This is a genomic window from Sungkyunkwania multivorans (assembly GCF_042675645.1).
In the GTDB taxonomy this organism is placed as follows: Bacteria; Bacteroidota; Bacteroidia; order Flavobacteriales; family Flavobacteriaceae; genus Sungkyunkwania; species Sungkyunkwania multivorans.
Genome location: NZ_JBHTJH010000004.1, coordinates 410,242 through 432,289 on the forward strand (window position 1 = coordinate 410,242; position 22,048 = coordinate 432,289).

Annotated in this window: 20 protein-coding genes; 7 read left to right on the forward strand and 13 right to left on the reverse strand. The window is 42.5% G+C overall.

The annotated features are described in order from the left end of the window. The first annotated feature begins 57 nt into the window (after nt 1-57). The 6 genes from ACFQ1M_RS04845 to ACFQ1M_RS04870 all read left to right on the forward strand — a co-directional run bounded on the left by ACFQ1M_RS04845 (nt 58) and on the right by ACFQ1M_RS04870 (nt 4,544). Nucleotides 58-639, forward strand: a complete 582-nt coding sequence (locus ACFQ1M_RS04845; protein ID WP_386404699.1) for a DUF4126 domain-containing protein — start codon at nt 58-60, stop codon at nt 637-639. A 157-nt stretch (nt 640-796) separates the two neighbouring features. Beyond that, complete coding sequence (kdsB, locus tag ACFQ1M_RS04850) at nt 797-1,528, forward strand: 3-deoxy-manno-octulosonate cytidylyltransferase (RefSeq protein WP_386404702.1); 732 nt, start codon at nt 797-799, stop codon at nt 1,526-1,528. Next, the gene (locus ACFQ1M_RS04855; protein WP_386404705.1) at nt 1,521-2,216 is read left to right on the forward strand and encodes an HAD family hydrolase; all 696 of its coding nucleotides are present in this window, start codon (nt 1,521-1,523) and stop codon (nt 2,214-2,216) included. The genes kdsB and ACFQ1M_RS04855 overlap by 8 nt, the downstream gene beginning before the upstream one ends. Then, complete coding sequence (locus ACFQ1M_RS04860) at nt 2,217-2,846, forward strand: CatA-like O-acetyltransferase (protein WP_386404708.1); 630 nt, start codon at nt 2,217-2,219, stop codon at nt 2,844-2,846. 77 nt (nt 2,847-2,923) lie between these two features. Continuing rightward, complete coding sequence (locus ACFQ1M_RS04865; RefSeq protein ID WP_386404711.1) at nt 2,924-4,006, forward strand: iron-containing alcohol dehydrogenase family protein; 1,083 nt, start codon at nt 2,924-2,926, stop codon at nt 4,004-4,006. 1 nt (nt 4,007) lies between these two features. Then, nucleotides 4,008-4,544, forward strand: coding sequence for a 1-acyl-sn-glycerol-3-phosphate acyltransferase (locus ACFQ1M_RS04870; protein ID WP_386404714.1), 537 nt, complete (start codon nt 4,008-4,010; stop codon nt 4,542-4,544). Between the two features lie 139 nt (nt 4,545-4,683). On the opposite strand, the gene ACFQ1M_RS04875 is transcribed toward ACFQ1M_RS04870, so the two are convergent. The 5 genes from ACFQ1M_RS04875 to gcvT form a co-directional block, all read right to left on the reverse strand. Next, nucleotides 4,684-5,181 carry a hypothetical protein gene (locus tag ACFQ1M_RS04875; protein WP_386404715.1) on the reverse strand — a complete coding sequence of 166 codons (498 nt, stop codon included), beginning with the start codon at nt 5,179-5,181 and terminating at the stop codon, nt 4,684-4,686. Nucleotides 5,182-5,311: 130 nt separating this feature from the next. Continuing rightward, nucleotides 5,312-6,031 (reverse strand): YebC/PmpR family DNA-binding transcriptional regulator, encoded by a 720-nt coding sequence (locus ACFQ1M_RS04880; protein ID WP_386404718.1) that lies wholly within the window; start codon nt 6,029-6,031, stop codon nt 5,312-5,314. A gap of 106 nt (nt 6,032-6,137) precedes the next feature. Beyond that, nucleotides 6,138-6,428, reverse strand: coding sequence for a 4a-hydroxytetrahydrobiopterin dehydratase (locus ACFQ1M_RS04885; protein ID WP_386404721.1), 291 nt, complete (start codon nt 6,426-6,428; stop codon nt 6,138-6,140). 107 nt (nt 6,429-6,535) lie between these two features. Beyond that, on the reverse strand, nt 6,536-7,345 hold the full coding sequence (locus ACFQ1M_RS04890) for a sugar nucleotide-binding protein (protein ID WP_386404724.1): 810 nt from the start codon (nt 7,343-7,345) through the stop codon (nt 6,536-6,538). A gap of 31 nt (nt 7,346-7,376) precedes the next feature. Continuing rightward, nucleotides 7,377-8,459, reverse strand: a complete 1,083-nt coding sequence (gene gcvT / locus ACFQ1M_RS04895) for a glycine cleavage system aminomethyltransferase GcvT (protein ID WP_386404727.1) — start codon at nt 8,457-8,459, stop codon at nt 7,377-7,379. A 194-nt stretch (nt 8,460-8,653) separates the two neighbouring features. Between gcvT and ACFQ1M_RS04900 the strand changes: the two genes are divergently transcribed. Continuing rightward, entirely contained in the window at nt 8,654-10,273 is a 1,620-nt protein-coding gene (locus ACFQ1M_RS04900) for an aminopeptidase P N-terminal domain-containing protein (protein ID WP_386404730.1), read from the forward strand. A 67-nt stretch (nt 10,274-10,340) separates the two neighbouring features. Here the strand turns inward: ACFQ1M_RS04900 and ACFQ1M_RS04905 are convergent, their stop codons facing one another. From ACFQ1M_RS04905 to ACFQ1M_RS04940, 8 genes are all read right to left on the reverse strand, one after another. After that, the gene (locus tag ACFQ1M_RS04905; RefSeq protein ID WP_386404733.1) at nt 10,341-12,437 is read right to left on the reverse strand and encodes a starch-binding protein; all 2,097 of its coding nucleotides are present in this window, start codon (nt 12,435-12,437) and stop codon (nt 10,341-10,343) included. A gap of 648 nt (nt 12,438-13,085) precedes the next feature. Further along, nucleotides 13,086-14,888 carry an acyl-CoA dehydrogenase family protein gene (locus ACFQ1M_RS04910; protein WP_386404735.1) on the reverse strand — a complete coding sequence of 601 codons (1,803 nt, stop codon included), beginning with the start codon at nt 14,886-14,888 and terminating at the stop codon, nt 13,086-13,088. Between the two features lie 37 nt (nt 14,889-14,925). Then, nucleotides 14,926-15,186 (reverse strand): four helix bundle protein, encoded by a 261-nt coding sequence (locus tag ACFQ1M_RS04915; protein ID WP_386404738.1) that lies wholly within the window; start codon nt 15,184-15,186, stop codon nt 14,926-14,928. 138 nt (nt 15,187-15,324) lie between these two features. Beyond that, nucleotides 15,325-16,515 carry an acetyl-CoA C-acyltransferase gene (locus ACFQ1M_RS04920; RefSeq protein WP_386404741.1) on the reverse strand — a complete coding sequence of 397 codons (1,191 nt, stop codon included), beginning with the start codon at nt 16,513-16,515 and terminating at the stop codon, nt 15,325-15,327. 44 nt (nt 16,516-16,559) lie between these two features. Next, nucleotides 16,560-16,916, reverse strand: a complete 357-nt coding sequence (locus tag ACFQ1M_RS04925; protein WP_386404744.1) for a four helix bundle protein — start codon at nt 16,914-16,916, stop codon at nt 16,560-16,562. A gap of 40 nt (nt 16,917-16,956) precedes the next feature. Beyond that, nucleotides 16,957-19,362: a 3-hydroxyacyl-CoA dehydrogenase/enoyl-CoA hydratase family protein gene (locus tag ACFQ1M_RS04930; RefSeq protein ID WP_386404747.1), complete on the reverse strand. Its 2,406-nt coding sequence runs from the start codon at nt 19,360-19,362 to the stop codon at nt 16,957-16,959. Nucleotides 19,363-19,380: 18 nt separating this feature from the next. After that, a complete protein-coding gene (locus tag ACFQ1M_RS04935; RefSeq protein ID WP_386404750.1) occupies nt 19,381-19,833 on the reverse strand; it encodes a MarR family winged helix-turn-helix transcriptional regulator in 453 nt (150 codons plus the stop codon). A gap of 157 nt (nt 19,834-19,990) precedes the next feature. Beyond that, nucleotides 19,991-21,763 (reverse strand): AMP-dependent synthetase/ligase, encoded by a 1,773-nt coding sequence (locus ACFQ1M_RS04940; protein WP_386404753.1) that lies wholly within the window; start codon nt 21,761-21,763, stop codon nt 19,991-19,993. Between the last annotated feature and the right edge of the window lie 285 nt (nt 21,764-22,048).

Below are 22,048 nucleotides of genomic sequence, written 5' to 3' on the forward strand. Positions count from 1 at the left end.
TTTCCAGGCTAAGTGTAACTAAACCAGTATTTGCACAACCTATTAGAAAAGGATCATATGGCTTCAGAAACTCTTATTAGTATCTTTCTAGGTGTTGGATTGGCGGCATCGGTCGGTTTTAGGGTGTTTGTCCCTCTTTTTGCATTAAGTTTGGCGGGCTTCTACGATGTTATTCCTTTGAATGACAGTTGGGAATGGGTGGGGAGCCTGGCGGCGGTCATCGCTCTTGGCGTTGCCACTATCGTAGAAATTTTCGCGTACTATATTCCTTGGGTCGATAATTTGCTCGATACTATCGCAGTGCCCTTGGCGGCAATCGCTGGTACGGCAGTCGTAGTTGCCACTGCAGCAGATCTAGACCCCGTGGTAACATGGGCATTGGCCATCATCGCAGGTGGGGGTACAGCAACGGCCATCAAAGGAACCACAAGTGCCGCACGCTTAACGTCCACAGCGACTACCGGGGGTGTTGCCAACCCGGTGGTAAGTACCGTCGAGACCGCGACGGCCTCAGTAATGTCGGTAGCTTCGATCTTCGTTCCCATTATAGCCATTATTCTGGTTGTCTTGATTGCAATTTTGTTTAGAAAAGTATATCGAAAGATTCGCCCTAAAAAGGTCCGAAGCGAAGAGTTCTAAAAAAAAGTGATCTAAAGAGAAAGATACTGGGTTGTGTGAAGCAGACAGGTTTTCATCTTTTAATAAATTCACTCAAGCTTTTTAAATGCAATTCGAAGCGCATCTTGCTTCGCTCGTACATTAAATTGTATTTTTACACCTCCAATGATAAACTTTTATGAAGGCAATTGCAATGATTCCCGCGCGTTATGCTGCTTCCCGATTTCCTGGTAAATTGATGAAGGACCTGGGAGGGAAGACCGTTATCTTACGAACGTATGAAGCTGCAAAGGATACCGGACTTTTTGATGAGGTCTACGTTGTCACCGATAGCGATGTCATTTATGATGAGATCACTACACACGGTGGGAAGGCCATTATGAGCAAAAAAGAACATGAATGCGGTAGCGATCGTATTGCCGAAGCGGTCGAAGAAATGGATGTAGATATCGTAGTGAATGTGCAAGGGGACGAGCCTTTTACCGAAAAGGATAGCCTACAGAAAGTATTGGAGGTATTCAAAACCGATGACAAAAAAGAAATAGACCTCGCATCACTAATGGTTCATATCACAGATGAGGAAGAGATACGAAACCCCAATTGTGTGAAAGTCATCGTGGATAATCGAGGTTTTGCATTGTATTTTTCAAGATCGGTAATACCATTTCCGCGAGCGGAGAATGTTGGGGCCAAGTATTACAAGCACAAAGGAGTATATGCCTTTAGAAAAGAGGCCTTGATGGACTTCTATCGCTTACCCATGTTACCTCTTGAAGCGTCCGAGAAGATAGAGGCCATACGATATTTGGAATATGGCAAAAAGATACGGATGATAGAAACTACCGTCCAAGGAATCGAGATCGATACTCCCGAAGACCTGGAACGCGCAAAAAAACAACTCAATGTATAATCACATCAAGGTGATTGGCTTTGATGCCGACGACACCCTTTGGGTCAACGAAACCTATTTTAGAGAGGCCGAACATCGATTTGCCAAGCTCCTTTCGAAGTTTGAGACCGAGAATAAGATCGACCAAGAGCTTTTTAAAATGGAGATGCAAAATCTACCCCTATATGGATATGGAGTTAAAGGTTTTGTACTTTCGATGGTTGAATCTGCTCTAGAACTTTCTAACCATAGTGTTTCCAATAAGACCATAGATAGCATTCTCAATATAGGTAAGGATATGCTCAATAAACCTGTGGAGCTTTTGGATGGAGTAGAAGAGGTTCTAAAAACCTTATCTCCAAAATACCGGCTTATTCTTGCAACCAAAGGCGATCTTTTGGACCAGGAGCGCAAGTTGGAAAAGTCCAATTTGAGCGATCATTTTCATCACATCGAAGTATTGAGTGACAAGAAAGAGACCAATTATGCCAACTTGTTGAAGCATTTGGATATCAAGCCCTCCGAGTTTTTGATGGTGGGCAATTCGTTAAAAAGTGACATTCTACCCTTGGTGGCAATCGGCGCCAATGCTGTGCATGTACCCTTTCATACGACCTGGGCACACGAAGAGGTGACGAAAGAAGAGACCAATGGCAAACAATATAGGACCATCAATAGTTTAAAGGAACTTCTAAAACTTTTGCCATAAGTGAGGTATTTGGATATCGATAGTTGGAATAGAAAACAACATTTTAGTTTTTTCAATACTTTTTCGGATCCGTATTTCGCGGTGACGGCGGCCGTCGATGTCACCAATGCATTTAAGTATGCGAAGGAAGAAGGATTGAGCTTCTTTGCGGTATATCTTCATGCCTGTATGAGGGCGATCAATGCGATCGAGAATTTCAAATATCGGATCCATGACGAAGACCAAGTGGTCGTATATAACGTCATCCATGCCTCGCCTACCATCCTACGAGAAGATACTACTTTTGGTTTTTCGTTCATCCATTTTAACGAAGATCTCTCTTTTTTCTCGGATAATATTGCAAAAGAAAAGGCCCGTATTTTTAACTCAGACGATCTCTTCCCGCCAACAAACACAGATGATTGCATCTACTGCTCGGCCATGCCATGGATAAACTTTACAGGACATAAAGAGCCTGTAAATGGCAACATCAGGGAATCGGTGCCCAAATTGGCCTTCGGGAAGGCCGAGTTGGTTAATGGGAAGCGATTGATGAATGTTTCTGTGAGCGTCAATCACGCGCTGATGGACGGATATCACGTGGGATTGTTTTTTGAAAAGTTTCAAAACTTCCTCAATCATATAAATTAATATAACTTTGAATCTGCTTTTAAAGCATATTGAATATTTTTGCAAGTGCAAAAGGCAACCGATAAAGCAACGACTGAATGACGTTTAAGAATTTTCCGATGGTACCTCGTGTGGTCTACGGGCGAGGTAGTTTTGATCAGCTCCAAGAAATATTAATTCCAAAGCGGACTCAAAACGATGCGCCTTTTGTGTATTTGGTAGATGATTTTTTTGAGGGGAGAGAAGCTTTTCTAAAGCGCATCCCACTTGAAGAGAACGATATGCTGATATTTGTGTCCGCCAACGAGGAGCCAAAGACGCAGCAGGTAGATACATTGAGAGATAAGATACTAGCAGATTCGACGGTTTTTATCGCGGGTATTATTGGTATCGGTGGCGGAACCATCCTAGATCTTGCAAAAGCGGTAGCCTTGATGCTCACCAACCCCGGGAGTTCTGCAGATTATCAAGGATGGGACCTCATAAAGAACCCGGCAGTATATCATGTTGGGATACCTACCATCTCTGGAACAGGTGCCGAGGTTTCTCGTACAGCGGTTTTGACGGGCCCTGCAAAGAAACTAGGCCTAAATTCAGATTATACCACTTTCGATCAGGTAATTTTGGATCCTGAGTTGACCACAACGGTCCCAAAGGACCAATGGTTCTACACCGGTATGGATTGCTATATCCATTGTATTGAATCCCTCAACGGTACTTATATCAATGCCTTTAGTCAAAGCTATGGCGAGAAGGCCTATGACCTCTGCCAAGAAGTATTTTTAAAAGATATCCTTTCGCCAGAAGAGGCACAAAACAAGTTGATGATGGCCTCATGGCATGGAGGCATGAGTATTGCTTACAGTCAAGTAGGGGTTGCCCATGCTATGAGTTACGGACTTTCCTATTTACTTGGAACTAAGCATGGCGTTGGTAATTGCATCGTTTTTGACCATCTGCAAGAATTTTATCCCAAAGGAGTTGCAGAGTTTAAAGAGATGGTCAGGAGACATGGGGTAGCCATTCCAAAAGGGCTGTGCAAAGACCTTACCGACGAACAGTTCGATGTGATGATCGATGTGGCCTTAAGTCTCGAACCACTTTGGGAAAATGCCTGTGGCGAAGATTGGAAAAAGGTGATCACCAGAAAAAAATTGCGTACCTTATATCAAAAGATGTAATATGCGTTGGCTTGCAAAGGTCATTTATCACAAGCTTTTAGGGTGGAAGTTGATCGGTACCTTTCCCAAAGTGGACAAATGCCTGGTCATAGTTGTTCCACATACACATTGGATGGATTTCCCAATTGCCGCTTTGGTACGATCGATCATCAAAGAAGAGATCAATTTTATCGGAAAGAAATCCCTCTTCAGACCACCATTTGGTTGGTACTTTCGCTGGATGGGTGGCGCCCCCGTAAATCGTTCTGAAAATCAAAATAAGGTACAGGCCATCGCGCAGATATTCAAGGAACGAGAGAAATTCCGATTGGCACTCGCTCCCGAAGGAACTCGAAAGAAAGTGGATGAATGGCGAACAGGGTTTTACTTTATTGCCAAAGAGGCGGAGGTGCCTATCTGTATGGCAGCTTTGGATTTTGGTAAGAAAGAAGTAAAATTCTCCGAGCTTTTTTATCCAACAGATGACATGGAGGCCGACTTCAAATTCATGCATCAATTCTATGAAGGCGTGGTAGGGAAGGTGCCAGAGTATACGTAGTTAGGAGTTGAGCGTTGAGCGTTTAAGAGTGCTTCTTTCCATGAAATATATTTTAACCGTCAACTGTCGACTAACAACTGACAACTGATAACTTACGACTGATAGCTGACGACCGTCACCCGTCACTTGCAAATCAGCTTCAGATCTTACTTTTATTTTCTTCTGGACTGGAGCGTTCCTCTTTCTTTGTATTGCCAGGAAAAATCAGGTTGGTGCTGGAAAAGGAGACGCCAAATGTGTTGTTCGCATAATAGACCTGTGAGATAGCATCTTCTACCTGCTCTGAACTCAACTCTCTTAAGGGATGAATAAAGACCGACCAGACGATCTCATCACTGACGGCATATTTGACGTCCAAGGCGGTATGAAAGTTAGCTACCAAAGAATTGAGCATCAATTCCTCGGTAAGTTTCGAAGCTTCTACGATGGGCGAAATAATACGCATGCGATTGTGATTTTCGTCCGTAACACAGATAAGCATGGTCTCTTTGATCAAAAATTGCCAGCGACCCTCATCTCCTTGCACGGTATCTGCCACTTGGTTGATGATGACTCCCAGTTTTTTGTTGTTCATTTCTTGGGCTTTTCCTGAAAAAAGGATGCTGAAAAGTAAGAGAGGAAGAACGATCTTTTTCATAGTAAAAGGTAATTGACCATGCATTGGTCGTACTAACTTATGAAAACCAACGATACAAAACGAAAAAAGACCTCAGAAAAATACCGAGGCCCTTCGAATGTTTGGATAGTTAGATTGCGTTAGTTATGGCTTAATCTGCAGTTTCCTGCATGGTGTGATATACGTTTTGGACATCGTCATCCTCTTCGATCTTTTCTAGCAACTTTTCGACCTCGGCAGCTTGTTCTGGGGTCAATTCTTTGGTCACTTGTGGAATGCGTTCGAAACCAGAAGAAAGGATCTCTATATTCCTCGCTTCCAATTCCTTTTGGATGGCACCAAAGCTTTCAAAGGGCGCGTAGAGTAGAATACCGTCGTCATCTACAAAGACCTCTTCCACACCATGGTCGATAAACTCGAGCTCCAATTCCTCAGCATCTTGTCCTTCTGGATCGATCCTAAAATTACAGGTATGGTCAAACATGAAGGCCACCGAGCCCGATGTCCCCAGACTACCACCACATTTGTTAAAATAGGAGCGAACATTGGCAACGGTACGCGTGTTGTTATCGGTGGCGGTCTCTACCAAAACAGCAATTCCATGAGGGCCATAACCTTCAAAGACCACTTCTTTGTAATCTCCTTGGTCTTTGTCAGAGGCGCGTTTTATAGCCCTTTCGATGTTGTCCTTGGGCATGTTCACAGCCTTCGCATTCTGAATCACCGCACGAAGACGCGAGTTGGAGTCCGGATCAGGGCCACCTTCTTTAACGGCCATTACAATGTCCTTGCCAATTCTTGTGAATGCCTTGGCCATTGCCGACCAGCGCTTCATCTTACGTGCCTTTCTAAATTCGAATGCTCTTCCCATGAGTCAATTTTGATATTAACAAAGGCAAATTTAATAAAATAGAATTGCTAAAAAAATGGCTGTGGATAAAGTTGAAAATGTTGTGAATTAGGCCATACGAAACAGATCAATTGCCATCATCGATCACATCTTCGATCGCTCTGGCCAATTCGAAGTCCTTTTTAGTGACTCCTCCAGCATCATGGGTGCTTAACCTTATCGATACATTGTTATACACATTGCTCCACTCTGGATGATGATTTTGAGACTCCGCCTCAAAAGCGATCCGCGTCATCACGGTGAAAGCATCTTTAAAATCCTTGAACTCTAGAGAGGTTTCGATGGCATTGTCTCTATATTCCCATCCTGGAAGGCTTTCTAAATGCTGCTGAATTTCTTTTTCATTTAATTTTTGCATGTTGGTCAATGATTAGTTCGCATAACTAAAGTTAATAAATAAATTATTATAAATCAGAATGTTACAATCTGGTGTGAGAAATAGGACTTGTTTTAGGTTACCCGTATTTATTTCACCAAATGTCTTAACACGTCTTGGTAAGAGCATTGAAGATGCTTAGGGAGCTTATGGTCTTTAGGCAACACGGCGAGAAAACGGTCGAAATTGGAAGTATAGACGTTCTTATAGATCGGCTTTTTTAATCGCAAAGATTCCACAAGCTCCTCTATAAAATCATGATGATGCACCAAATCGGTGCTGCCGAGATGATAAATCCCGCTGAGGTCCCTGTTGATGATATAATGTAATTGTTGTGTGAGTTTGTAATCGCTGATCACGTTCATTACCAAATTGGGGAACACCTCATAGGCGATATTGTTCTCTAGATGCAGCTTTAGTTCCTTTACTCTAGGTGATTTCACGCCGAATACCATGGGTAGTCTTACGATACTCCATTTTTTTTGTGGTAGCCGCATCAGCATGTTCTCTATCTTGATCTTTAGGCGGCCATAGATACTTTCGGAAAGGGTTTTGTCATATTCGTAGCTAGGGTAGTTGGTAAAGGCATCAAAAACGTTCGCTGATGAAAGAAAGATGACCTTGCAATGATGGCTTTTTACATAGTCGCACAAATATTGATGCATGGAGATCTGTGCTTCAAAATTACCTCGAATGGCCGAGACAATGATGGTAGGTCGCAGCTTGGAGACGATATCTTCGATCGAATCCCGTTCCACATCAAAATTGAAGAAATGTTGATTATTTACGAACGATTTATTCGTGAAATAAGTACCATAGGTGTCCACGTAGGCACATAGCTCTTTATAGAGCGCATTACCTATAAATCCACTGGCTCCTATGATCAATACTCTGGTCAAGTTCTAATAGACTTTTGGGCTACGTTGGTAGCTATTTTTTATAAAATGGCGGTCTTACGACCTTGGCGGGTACGGCATTCTTTCTTATCTGAATATAAATATTGCTTCCCTCATCGGCGAAGATCGCAGGTACATATCCCATTCCTATTCCTTTACCAAGGGAAGGAGACATCGTGCCCGAGGTTACCTCTCCGATCTTATTTCCGTTGCTATCCACAATATCATAGCCGTGACGAGGAATGCCACGGTCTTCTAACTCAAAACCGATAAGTTTACGCGCTGGGCCTCGCTCTTTTTCTTTCTGCAAATTTTCTGAATTGATGAAATCTTTGCTGAATTTGGTGATCCAACCAAGACCTGCCTCGATAGGCGATGTTGTGTCATCTATGTCGTTCCCATAAAGACAATAGCCCATTTCTAACCTAAGCGTATCTCGTGCCGCCAGTCCGATCGGCTTGATACCAAAATCGGCTCCTGCCTCTAGCACCTTGTCCCAAATTTGCTTCACCTCACTATTCTTGCAGTAGATCTCAAATCCACCAGAACCGGTATATCCAGTTGCCGAAATGATCACGTGTTCGATACCGGCAAAATCCGACACTTCAAAATGATAGAATTTTATCGCTGAAAGGTCTATAGAGGTCAGTGACTGCATGGCCTCGACGGCTTTCGGTCCTTGGATGGCCAATAAGGAGTAGTTCTCTGAAAGATCTCTCATTTCTGCTCCGACATCGTTGTGAGCGCTTATCCAATCCCAATCTTTTTGAATGTTGGAAGCATTGACGACCAATAGATAGGTTTCTTCCTTTACGCGATACACGATGAGGTCATCAACAATGCCACCCGTATCATTGGGGAAACAACTGTATTGCGCTCTACCCACCGTTAGTTTGGATGCATCATTTGAAGATACTTTTTGAATCAGCGCTAAGGCATTTGGACCTTCGACCAAAAATTCACCCATATGGCTAACGTCGAAAACACCAACCGCATTACGGACGGTTTCATGTTCTATGTTCACTCCTTCATATTGTACTGGCATATTGTATCCAGCAAATGGAACCATTTTGGCACCAAGGGCGATATGCGTATCATTAAGTGCTGTATCTTTCATAATGACCTAGTATTTTTTGGGTGTATCGATCACATTTAACCCATTGTTGATTTTCAAAAACTCGCGCTAAGGTATTGAAAAATTATGGTTCGATTTTTCCATTCTTCCACAAGTTTATTGTAAATAAATGTTAAGGGATTCGTGCGCTTCACGATAGAATTAGTAATTTTCTAGTTCAATCGTTAAGATATATCATGAAATCAATTATTGCAGCTATTTTTCTCTCTTTCATGGGGGGTGTGTTTGTTTTTGGACAAGAGGTGCCACAAGATTATCTGTCGGCAGATTTTCATAAAGGCCGAAGGGAGGCGGTACGCAACATGATGCCTCAAAATAGTGTGGCCGTTTTCTTCGCAAATCCAGAGCGCAACCGATCGAACGATGTGGATTATATATATCATCAAGATCCAGATTTCTATTATCTAACAGGTTATAAGGAGCCAAATGCCGTGCTGTTGATCTTTTCTGAAGATCAGCGTGACGCAACGGGCAACACCTATGATGAGATGATCTTTGTGCAGCCAAGAGATCCGAGAGCGGAACAATGGAACGGGAAACGACTCGGAGTGGAGGGCGCAAAGAAACAATTGGGTTTTGAGGTGGCGTTCGAGGGAAAGGACTTTTTTTCTGTGGGCATAGACTTCAAGTCCTATGATAAGGTATTGTGCTACGAGTTCAAGAACGATTATCGAAATTCTGATCGCAACAATGCGGACTTATTCGATCTGGTGAAGCATTTTAAGGTCAAAACCGACTATCCGTCAGATTATGACCCTACAAAGCAACGCATTTATACCACCATCGCAGCTACGGATATAGAGAACAGTGCGAGTGTGGCCCAAAATCTAGGCCGCTATCTTAGCTATTACAAGAGCTTGAGGGAAGATGAACTGCTCAATGGTTATGCCAACGCTGTCGATAATGCCAGCAGGAAGGAATTCAAGGACAAGATACAGTTGAAGGTGCAGCATAGCAATATTGAGACGGCCGCCCTTGAAGAGATCATGAACACCTTGCGCGAGACCAAGTTGCCCGAGGAAATGGCCTTATTAAAGAAGGCAGTTGAAATTTCGGCGGTGGGACAAATAGAGATCATGAAGGCCATGCATCCCAATATGTCTGAAACCGAGATACAGGGAGTGCATGAATTTGTCTATAAAAAGTATGGCGCGGAGTATGAGGGATACCCGTCGATTGTAGGTGGAGGTAATAACGGATGCATCCTGCACTATATTGACAATAATAAACCCAAAGTAGGAGAGGACTTGGTTTTAATGGACCTTGGAGCTGAATATCATGGATATACCGCTGATGTTACGCGTACAATTCCTGCAAGTGGCAAGTTTACCGAAGAGCAAAAGACCATCTACGATCTCGTTTACGAAGCCCAAGAAGCGGGAATTGCTGCATCGAAAGTAGGGGCACCATTTCAGGCTCCTGGTAATGCGGCGAGAAATGTGATCAATAAGGGGCTCATCGCTTTAGGCATCGCTAAGAATGACAATGACGCTCGTCAATATTTTCCTCATGGGACCTCTCATTACCTAGGATTGGACGTGCACGATAAGGGCACCTATCAGCTGTTCAAAGAGAATACCGTGATCACAGTAGAGCCTGGAATCTATATCCCAGAGGGAAGTCCTTGTGATGAGAAATGGTGGGGTATTGCCGTCCGCATTGAAGACGACATCCTAATCACCAAAGATGGGCCGGTGAATCTTTCTTCGATGGCCCCTCGCAAATCTGAAGAGATCGAAAAGCTCATGGCACAGAAAAGTGCGTTGGACGATTTTGTTCTACCGAAATTAGATTGAATCATTAGTACCTTAGAATAAAAACGCCTCCAATAGCGGAGGCGTTTCTTTTCAAGTAAGCTTTTTATCAATGTTTTACAAGCTTGGTCGTGGTCATCATGCCATCGACCATAACGTTGCAAACATAAATACCCTTACGCAAGCGTCTGCTGCGCATATCAAGGGTTATCCGATGTTTACCTTTGGCCAAAGTCCCTTGATAGATCATGGTGGAAGTACCCATGCTATTGGTCAATTGAACCTGCACGTCACTTCGCTCTTTTGCCACCTCTAAGCTGAGTGTGGCAGTCTCTTTGAAAGGATTAGGGGAAAGCGCTGGTTTCGTTAGTTGAAGGGAACTATCATTATTTAGACTTCTGGCTGCAGATGGAAAACTACTTGGCGGATTGGTATTCCATCTATTATTATAGTAATAAGGTTTGTTGTTACAGCCATAGAGATCTTGCGTTTGGTTACCACCATTATTGCTGAAGATAATGTTGGTACATGCCGCGCCATTGAGCGTGAAGCTTCTCCAACCATTGCCAAGAGATTGCATTTGCGTCCCTGGCCAACCACCAGAAGTCGGTTGATTGTTTGCCCAAGTATAAGCATGGCTTTTATTGCGAACATAAAGCGTTACCGAATTTCCTCCAGTTCCGGGCTTATCAGCATAGAACTGTCCTTCATAATAATAAGGCGCCTCTTTGCAAGCCACGAGATCTGCAGTCTGTCCAGCACCATTGTTGCTAAATATGATGTTTGTACAGTCCCCAGGAACTGTGGTTCTATACCAATTTCCGCCATCGCTGGTCATATTGGTACCTGGCCACCCACCCGAAGTTGCCTGTTGCTGGTCATTCCAAGTGTATGCTGTCGTATAATTGTATGCATATACGGTAAAGGATGAGGGAGGAGGTATATTTCCTTCTTTCCAAACAGCATAGTTATTTCCAGAAGCTACCAATTGCCAATTGCCTTGTGGGCTCCAGTTATCGGGCCCCATCTTTACGGCGATTCTATGATTGTCACCCGAAACTATAGCTGCATAGCGTCCATTTTCGGCTGTCACAATTTCTAAAGCACTTTGGCTGTGGATACCAGCTGCTTTTCGTACTCCGATAAGGTCTACAATTTGCTGTTTCACGCCGTTCCCCCAATCAAAAAGATGTGGCCAGTAGATACACGGTACTCCAGGATGTGTAAGGAGATAGGCATAGGTTTGTCCTACATTATTTCCGTTCAAAACATTGTTTGGAGTGTCATAGCGCGGTGTGTCGTGGTTTTCTACGAAGGTGGTATAATTTCTTGGATCCCATCCAATACCACCAGATGCTTGCCCGTTAGTGGCCAAATAAGAGTAATTGTTATCCCGTATGCTTGCTTTTAAGGTGAAATATGTTGGAAAATCGAAGGCGTTAGAGCCTGTAGCGTCGATCCAGTCCTGCACTACTTGTTTGTTGCTATTGTAATTTTCTCCAACAGAGTAGGTTGGGCTAGTGGCATTGTTATACTCCGTAAAATAAGAGGTATCGAAGCCGTGCACAAAGTCATATCGCCATCCTTTGTATCCTATTGCCTTAAGGTTATTAAGAAAATCTTTGATGCTTTGGCGTACATAGGTCTGTGTGTGATCGATATCACGTGCTGCTTCATAGGGTGTACCAGTATCACCGTTTCCTCTCGGAAATACATTCGAATATTCTGGTTGGCTCCATACTTCGTCATTGTTGGTGATCGAATTGGTTCCCCATTGTGGGTTCATGAAATCCACCCAGTTTGTATTTCCCACACGATGATTGATAACGATATCGGCAATAGGCTCGATTCCTTTAGAATTCAAAGCCGAAAGCATGGCGGTGTGTTCTTGTAGATTCCCGTAGCTATTGCTGAAGTTGTTCAGTTCGCGCGGAAGATACCCTTCTAGGGAACCTGCATCACTTGGTGGTGGCAGCCAGATCATATCGATACCCATGTTGGAGATCTCGGTTGACATAGCATTGACAATATTGTACCAGTCACCGGGATTGTTGGCGGCTGCCTCCCAATAAAAGCCTTGGAGAAGTACACGGTCGTCATTCGGGGTCTGCGCATAAGAGTAAGAAAAGAAAAAAGAAGATGCTACCAACAGTAGCGCTTGCGAAAACGTTATTGTGCGCTGTAACGTTTTCGCTAAGGGGTTCATAAAATTTGTCATGGTTAATTAAGAATAATTTAGTTATTGGTATGCTTACTTGAGTTATTGGCAATTTAGATATTAAAAATTAACAGGAAAAGCAATGAAAATTACTACAACGTTGTAGTGTTAAAAAAAAGCTTCGAAATCGTAAAATAAAACAAAAAAGAAGATAAAATGTTAGAAAAATGACTGCCGAAAACGTTTGCATTTGGTAAGATAAAGGTTACAAATACACCAAACGTCGATGTACAATTGTTGAGATCATTAGATGTGAAGATGATGTAATTTGAATTGACCCCGATCTCGAATCGGGGTCTGCCAAGACTCTTGGGAGTCTTTCACGGATGTTCACAGAAGCAGAGAACCACCACTGGAAGTGATGGTTCTCAAACAAACAACTCAATGAAATTTATGATTCATGAGCTTTGATAGATGAATTGTACAAGTTGAATTGACCCCGATCTCGAATCGGGGTCTGCCAAAACTCTTGGGAGTCTTTCACGGATGTTCACAAAAGCAGAAAACCATCACTATAAGTGATGGTTCTCAAACAAACAACTAAATTCTAAAACCTTCTAAAAGATTAAAGATATCGTGAATGTCAAGTTCTCGATACTTCGCTTCGCGAAACTCGAACTGACATTAAATATATGGTTAGAAATAATATCCATTCTCAGCGGCAACTTTGTCTGCAATCTGGGTACGTAATGCAACAACATTAGGATGGTTTGCATATTTCGTGAAACGTTTTAATCCCATTAGCATCATGCGTTGCTCATCACCTTCCGCAAAAGAAATGATCACTTCTTTTCCTTTGGTATTGATCGTTTCAACAGCGTTGAATAAGTTCAACTTTGTCATGGCAATTTGAATGGCTTGAGAATCTTCTCCAAAGCGCTTAGCATTCTTTTCTGTTCTAAGCAAGGCAGATTCAGCCATATATATCTGAATAAGAATATCAGAAGCGGCCATCAATAATTGTTGGTGCTCTTCTAATTGAGGCCCAAATTTCTGAACTGCAGAACCTGCTACCATCAAGAATGCTTTTTTCAATCTTTTTATGATATCTTTTTCTTCAGCAAACAATTCGGAATAGTCGGGAGTATCAAAAGAAGGAATTCCCATCAGCTCATCAGCGACTTTCATTGCCGGTCCTAATAGGTCGATATGACCTTTCATTCCCTTTTTAACAAGCATCCCTACGGCCAACATCCGATTGATCTCATTGGTTCCTTCATAGATACGGGCGATACGTGCATCTCTCCATGCAGATTCCATCGGAGTGTCTGCCGAGAATCCCATTCCCCCAAAGATCTGGATTCCTTCATCCGTGCTAAACTGCACATGCTCTGATACGGCTACTTTAAGAATCGAACATTCAATGGCGTATTCCTCCACACCTTTTAATTCGGCTTCTTGATGCGAATTTCCTTCGGCATGACGGATAGCGATACGGTCTTCGATATCTTTTGCAGCGCGGTATGAGGCAGACTCATCCACATAGCAAACCGTCGCCATTTCGGCAATCTTAGATTTGATGGCACCAAAATTAATGATCGGTGTCTTAAACTGAACGCGCTCATTTGCGTATTTGGTAGCCTCACCAATAATTCTACGCTGGGCATCCAAACAAGCTGCAGCCAATTTGATTCGTCCAACATTCAAAGCGTTCATCGCTATCTTAAAACCGTTTCCTCGCTCAGAGAGCATATTTTCTACAGGTACTTTGCATTCGTTAAAAAATACCTGACGCGTAGAGGAGGAGTGGATACCTAATTTCTTTTCCTCATCACCTAACGTAATTCCATTGCTTGGATCGTTCTCTACAATAAAGCCGGTGATATTCTTGTCGTCTTCAATTCGAGCAAAAACGATGAATAGGTTGGCAAACCCAGCATTGGAGATCCACATTTTCTGACCAGAGATCAAATAATGCTTTCCATCATCGGATAATACAGCCTTCGTTTTTCCGGAATTCGCATCAGATCCTGCGCCTGGTTCTGTTAAACAATACGCACCAAACCATTCGCCAGTAGCCAATTTTGGCACATATTTTTTCTTTTGTTCTTCATTGCCATAAAGAGTGATCGGCATGGTGCCGATTCCCGTATGTGCTCCAAAAGCAGTGCTGAACGATCCTGTAGCTCCCGAGATGTAATCGCAAACTAACATGGTCGAAACGAAGCCCATTCCAAGTCCATCATATGCTTCTGGTACAGAAACGCCTAATAAGCCAAGCTCACCTGCTTTTCTCATACACTCTTCGGTGTAGGCATAGTCTTTCTGTTCAAAACGCTCCCAATGTGCCCAGATCTCACGATCTACAAATTCTTTGGCGCTATCTCGCATCATCTTTTGCTCCTCAGAGAAGTCCTCTGGAGTAAATACATTCTCGGCCAAAGTTTCTTTTACTAAGAATTCTCCGCCGCGTGTTAAGTCCTTTTCTATAGTGTCCATTTTGATCTATTTTAAATTTTGTGTTTTGAATGTTGGATTAGTGTATTAAATTTTCTTGGGATGTCTTCACAATTTTTGTAATAACATTGATAATTGAATCTATTTGTTTTAATTCTTCATCACAATCTATATCTACAATCTTCGAAGCTTTAATAAGTCGCAACCAATATTTAGTCTCTCTAGCTTCTTTTGAGGCAATTGCCATTTTTGAAATAAAATCTTTTTTTGATTGTGCTGCTGTTGCTTCACTAACATTTGCCCCTATGCTTGTTCCACTTCTTAAAAGTTGTTTTGACAAAACAAACTCGTTGTTAGATTTTAAGATCTTCTAGAGTTCAATGATTGAAAGTGCAAACTGAAAAGACAAATCGACTATTAAATTCTCTTTCTTCATTGAATAATTACTCATTCAAAATCCAACATTCATCATTTATAATTAATTTAAGAACTCAAAGATCCCCGCTGCGCCTTGTCCGGTACCTACACACATGGTGACCATACCATATTTCCCTTTCATGTCACGTCGACGCATCTCATCGAATAGTTGAACGGAAAGTTTTGCTCCCGTACATCCAAGTGGGTGACCGAGTGCAATTGCCCCTCCATTTACATTGATGATATCTGGATTAAGGTCGAGCTCTCTAATGACGGCCAGCGATTGCGAGGCAAAGGCCTCATTCAGTTCGATCAAGTCGATATCGTCCTGTTTTAACCCTGCTTGCTTCAATGCCTTTGGGATGGCCTTTACTGGGCCTATACCCATGATCCGAGGTTCTACACCTGCTGCCGCATAATTCACCATTCGGGCGATAGGTTCTAGATTCAACTCCTTTACCATTTCTTCGCTCATGATCAACACAAAGGCAGCGCCATCACTCATCTGTGAAGAGTTTCCAGCCGTAACACTTCCACCAGCGGCAAATACCGGACGAAGTTTGGCCAAGGCTTCTTTATTGGTACCCTTTCTGGGTCCTTCATCTTTAGAAACCGTATACGATCTTGTGGCTTTTTTACCATTTTCGTCCACATAGGTTTCTTCTACCTCGATAGGAACGATCTGGTCTTGAAAACGATCTTCAGCTTGTGCCTTTAAGGCTTTTATATGGGAGTTAAAGGCAAATTCATCTTGGTCTTCGCGAGATACTTTGAACTGGTTGGCAACGGCCTCCGCCGTGTTCCCCATTCCCCAATAGTAGTCCTCGTGACCAGAATTTACCAGGTCATAGTTCAATTCGGTCTTATAGCCTGTCATTGGCACGGCACTCATACTTTCTGCGCCACCAGCAATGATACAATCGGCCATTCCAGCTTGGATCTTCGCCGTTGCCATCGCGATGGTCTCCACTCCCGATGAACAAAAACGGTTCACGGTCACTCCAGGAACGTCAACAATGTCCAATCCCATCAAGGAGATCAAGCGCGCCATATTCAATCCCTGCGAACCTTCGGGCATTGCGTTGCCCACAATGACGTCATCGATACGCGTTTTGTCCAATTGTGGCAGTTCTTTCATCATGTATTCGATGGTCTCTGCTGCCAGCTCATCCGTTCTTTTAAATCTGAACAACCCACGTGGTGCTTTCCCAACGGCTGTTCTATATGCTTTAACTATATATGCTGTTTTCATTTGTTCTTTTTTTGAATAAAGACGAAAAGAGTAAAGAAGAAAGACTAAATGTCTAAACCTCCATGGAAACCTGAAATCATCTTTTGCAATTGTTGAATTCTATTTTCTAATTCTTCGAAAGTTTCTTTAGTAATATAACTTTCAATGGCAGCGACATTAAGTTGTGTTTCCCATTCAAAAGCAGAACCTAAGCTATTTTCTAAATATTTTCTGAAATGCTTATCAGTACTTTTGCTGCTTCCTTCAGCGATATTGGAAGGTATTGAAACAGCACATCGTATCATTTGAGATGTAAGGTTGAACCTTTCAATATCTGGAAAATCTCTTACCATTTTATAAGTTATTGTAACGATTGACATTGCTTCCGTCCATATTTTCAGTTTTCTGAAGTTATGCTTCATCGCCACCAGTCTTTAGTCTTTGTTCGTTCTGTCTTTTTTCTTAGTTGCGTAAAGGTTTCCCAGTTTTTAACATATGCTGGATACGCTCTAGCGTTTTTCTTTCGGTACAAAGTGAAAGGAACGCCTCACGTTCTAGGTCTAAGAGATACTGCTCAGATACTCTGGTCGGTTCAGAAAGGTCTCCACCAGCCATAACATAGGCCAATTTGTTGGCGATCTTCTTGTCATGCTCAGAGATATAGTGACTCGCTTCCATGGAGTCTGTACCTACCAAAAACATTCCCAAGGCCTGCTTACCAAGTACTTTGATGTCCTTTCTTGCCGGAGGTTGGGTATATCCTGCTTCGGCCATCAGTAAGGCATGCTTCTTGGCTTGAGCGATCTGACGATCTTTATTAACAACGATGACATCTTTTCCTTTTTGAAGGATCCCTAGATCATAGGCCTCATAAGCCGATGTTGCTACTTTGGCCATCCCGATCGTGAGAAAGTACTCTTGAAGTACGTTTAGCTCCACGTCGTTCTTTCTGAAAGTATCTTGTGCTCTTAAAGCAAATTCTTTAGATCCACCCCCGCCAGGAATTACACCGACACCAAATTCTACCAATCCAATATAGGTCTCTGCTGCCGCAACTACTTTATCGGCATGCATCGAAAGCTCACAACCACCACCAAGGGTCATTCCGTGAGGAGCTGCTACCGTTGGGATTGCAGAGTATCGCATACGCATCATGGTATCTTGAAACATCTTAATGGCCATGTTGAGCTCATCATATTCTTGCTCTACAGCCATCATAAAGATCATCCCAATATTTGCTCCAACCGAAAAGTTTGCTGCTTGATTACCAACGACCAATCCTTGGAAGTCTTTTTCAGCAAGGTCAATAGCTTTATTGATGCCTTGAAGAACGCCACCACCGATAGTATTCATCTTAGAGCGAAATTCTAAGTTCAAGATGCCATCACCAAGATCATGAACAACCGATTCGGCATTCTTCCAAACCGTTTTGCTCTCTCGGATATTCTCGAGGATGATAAATGCATCTTGCCCTGGCTTTTTGGTCTGCGTCTTTGCAGGAATATCATAATAATATGTTGCGCCGTCTTTAACTGTATAAAAGGAAGTGTTCCCAGCGGCAACCATTTCGGTCACCCAAGCAGCTGGCTCTAGACCTTCGGACTTCATTAACTCAATTCCTTTTTCAACACCAACCGCATCCCAAATCTCGAAGGGTCCATTTTCCCAACCGAAACCAGCTTTCATGGCATCGTCTATACGATATAATTCGTCCGATATCTCTGGGATCCTATTTTGAACGTAGGCAAACATGGCCGCAAAGTTCTTGCGGTAGAATTCACCTGCCTTATCTTTTCCTTTCACCAATACTGGAAAACGGTCCAAAACATTATCGATGGTTTTGGTCATTTCCAAAGTGGCGAACTTGGCACGTTGGTTTGGTCTGTATTCTAAGGTATCAAGGTCCAATGAAAGGATCTCTTTCTTTCCACCTTCCCCTGTCACTCTCTTGTAGAAACCTTGCTTGGTCTTGCTACCAAGCATTTTGTTCTCCATCATGTGCTCGATGAAATCGGGCAGCTTAAAAAGCTCGTGGGCTTCGTCATCTGGACAGTTTTTATAGATTCCGTTGGCCACATGAACCAAGGTATCCAATCCTACCACATCAACGGTACGGAAGGTGGCGGATTTAGGACGCCCGATAACTGGTCCTGTCAATTTATCGACTTCTTCAATGGTAAGTCCAAGGTCTTTTACCTGGTGAAACAGGCTTTGGATACCAAAGATCCCTATTCGGTTACCGATAAAGGCAGGCGTATCTTTTGCTAGCACCGAAGTTTTTCCGAGGAATTTTTCGCCGTATTCCATTAAGAAATCGGTAACCTCTTGTTTACAATTTGGTCCTGGCACCACTTCGAAGAGTCGCAAGTAGCGTGGAGGATTAAAGAAGTGTGTTACAGCAAAATGCTTTTGAAAATCATCACTTCTACCTTCATTCATAAACTTGATCGGGATACCCGAAGTGTTGGAAGTGATCAGCGTACCAGGGGTGCGATGTTTTTCTACCTGCTCGAACACTTTTTGTTTGATATCCAAACGTTCAACAACCACTTCCATTACCCAGTCCACATCCTTGATCTTATGAAGATCATCTTCAAGGTTCCCAGTGGTGATCCTGTCTGCAAAATTTTGAGAGTAGATAGGAGAGGGCTTTGACTTTAGCGAAGCCGCTAGGCTGTCGTTTACCAAGCGGTTGCGCACCGCTTTATCCTCTAATGTAAGGCCTTTTGCCTTTTCCTTGTCATTCAGTTCTCTTGGAACAATGTCTAATAAAAGCACTTCCGCACCGATATTGGCAAAGTGACAAGCGATTCCGCTTCCCATGATACCCGAACCGATTACAGCAACTTTCTTGATTCTTCTTGTCATTGAACTTAGTTGTTGGTATTAATTAGTCGTTATTTTTTGATTGTAGATCTTTTTGGATGAAATAAGATCATTGATCACTTCCGCTACCTCATAGAAATGATTTAATTTTTCATCCGAAATATGTTTTCTAATGGTTTCATTGAACGTAAGGACCACTTCTCTTGAAACTTCGCGTTTTTCTCTTCCAAAATCTGTTAAATGTATCAATACGCCCCTGCCATCCTTGGGATTAGGCCTTCTTTCTATCAACCCTCTTTCTTCCATCGATTTTAAGGTACGAGACAGACTAGTGGCTTCCATCCCCATTCTAGGGCCAAGCGCAGTAGAAGGGGTGCCTTCCTCTGGATCGATGCTTAATAATGCAAATCCGGTGGCCATGGTGCTGTCAAATTTCCCTGCCTCCTCGTTGTACATTTTGGCTACTGCTTGCCAAGTCGCTCGTAATACGTAATCTATGGTTTTGTCTTTCATAAAAAATTGATTTCAAATATACGAAAAATATTATGCACGCATAGTAAATCGTATATTTTTTTTGTCGTTTTGATAATTTAAAGATATGAATTATGGCAGAGTCATAAAAAAACTCCTCAGTTATTGAGGAGTTCTAGATAGTTTGGTTAGTATGAGCTTATAATTCGTGCCCATATATCTTACTATAAAGGTCGCGATATTTTTCCTTTATAGGTTTTCGCTTCAATTTCATCGTTGGGGTCAAATGTCCTCCATCTATGGTCCAAACATCTGGGGTAAGTTCAAATTTCTTAATTCTCTCCCATTTTCCGAATCTCGCATTGTACGTATCTATTTCCTCTTGAATTCTTTCTATGAATTTCTCGTTCTTTACGAGGTCGGCATCATTGCGATATTCGATATGATGACGTTTTGCCCATTCCTTTGCAAATTCAAAATTGGGTTGTACAAATGCAGCGGGCATCTTTTCACCTTCTCCAATGACCATGATCTGCTCGATGAAACGCGATTGTTTCATTTCGTTCTCTATTAACTGTGGTGCCACGTATTTTCCACCAGAGGTTTTAAACATCTCCTTTTTGCGATCCGTGATTCGCAAGAATCCTTCGCTATCAAATTCCCCGATATCCCCAGTATGAAAATATTCTCCTGTCATCACTTCGGCAGTTTTTTCTGCGTCTTTATAATAACCTTGCATCACGTTAGGACCTTTACAGAGGATCTCACCATCTTCGGCGATCTTCACTTCGACACCGTCAATCACTTTACCAACGGTCCCGATCTTCCAACCGCGATTGTTACGGTCATTTACGGTGATCACTGGTGAGGTCTCGGATAGGCCATAACCTTCCATCACAGGAATACCTGCCGCGCCAAAAACTCTAGATAGTCTAGGTTGTAGCGCCGCGCTACCAGACACCATGAGTTCTAAGTTGCCACCAAGTCCTTCTTGCCATTTACTAAAGATCAACTTGCGCGCGATGCCCAACTTAAAGTTGTACCAGGCTCCGTTGGCGTTATATGGTTCGAATTTCAATCCTAGTTCAATGGCCCAAAAGAATAATTTCTTTTTAATTCCTGATAGGTCCGCACCTTTTGCATAGATCTTGTCATACACCTTTTCTAAGAGGCGAGGTACAACTGTCATCGTATTTGGTTTGACCTCTTTAAGGTTGTCACTGATCTTTTCTATAGATTCTGCAAAAGAGATCCTGATACCGCTATATTGATATAGATAGGTCACCATCCTTTCAAAAATATGGCAGATAGGCAAGAAACTCAATGCGCTTGAACCCGGTTGTAACGGTACTCTCTTATGGCTCGCCAAAACGTTAGAAACAATATTGTTATGTGAAAGCATCACCCCCTTAGGTCTTCCAGTAGTACCAGAAGTATAGATGATAGTAGCTAGGTCTGATGGTTTCACCGCATCTTTCCTTGCGATGAGTTCCTCTTGATTGCTTTCGTCCTTTCCCAACGCTAAAACCTCTGTCCAATTCTTACAGCCAGCGATCTCATCAAAGGAATACACTTCTTTGAGCGAAGGAACATTTGCTTTAATGGCATTGATCTTATCGAGTACCTCGGTACAAGAAACGAAACAATACTTGGCTTCGGAGTGATTAAGAATGTACTCATAATCATTTTCTGATATCGTGGGATAGATCGGAACGTCTTGGGCACCAATCTGCAACACGCCGATATCTGTGACATGCCATTCTGTACGATTGGTCAATGAGATGATGGCAATTTTATCATTTGGCTGCACTCCTAATCTTAATAAGCCACGACTCATCTGATTCGCCTTGTCTATATATTCTTGAGTGGAGGTTTTTACCCATTTGTCACCATACTTGGTCACCAATGCATCAGGCATGTTGTGGTGCTCTAATTGATAATAAGGAAAATCAAAAAGACGTGTAACGTTCATATCTGTCTGTTGGATTATGATAGGAATTGCAAATTAGAAAAAATTAGACCTTTCTTCCAAAGAAAACATAAAAAAAGAGCCTTTGTATTGAACGCTCCGCAATAATTGAAGTGATCGTTCATTTATTGCCTGATGATTATTAGAGCTTTCGTGCCTTTATTGTAGCGATATGTTTGGAGTAAATATCATTCTACCTGAATGAGGTTACGAATTGGTAAATTTCTTATATTCTTTGCACCAAGGCGAACCATAGAGCATCTCTCTTCTAACCTCCAATGATTCTTT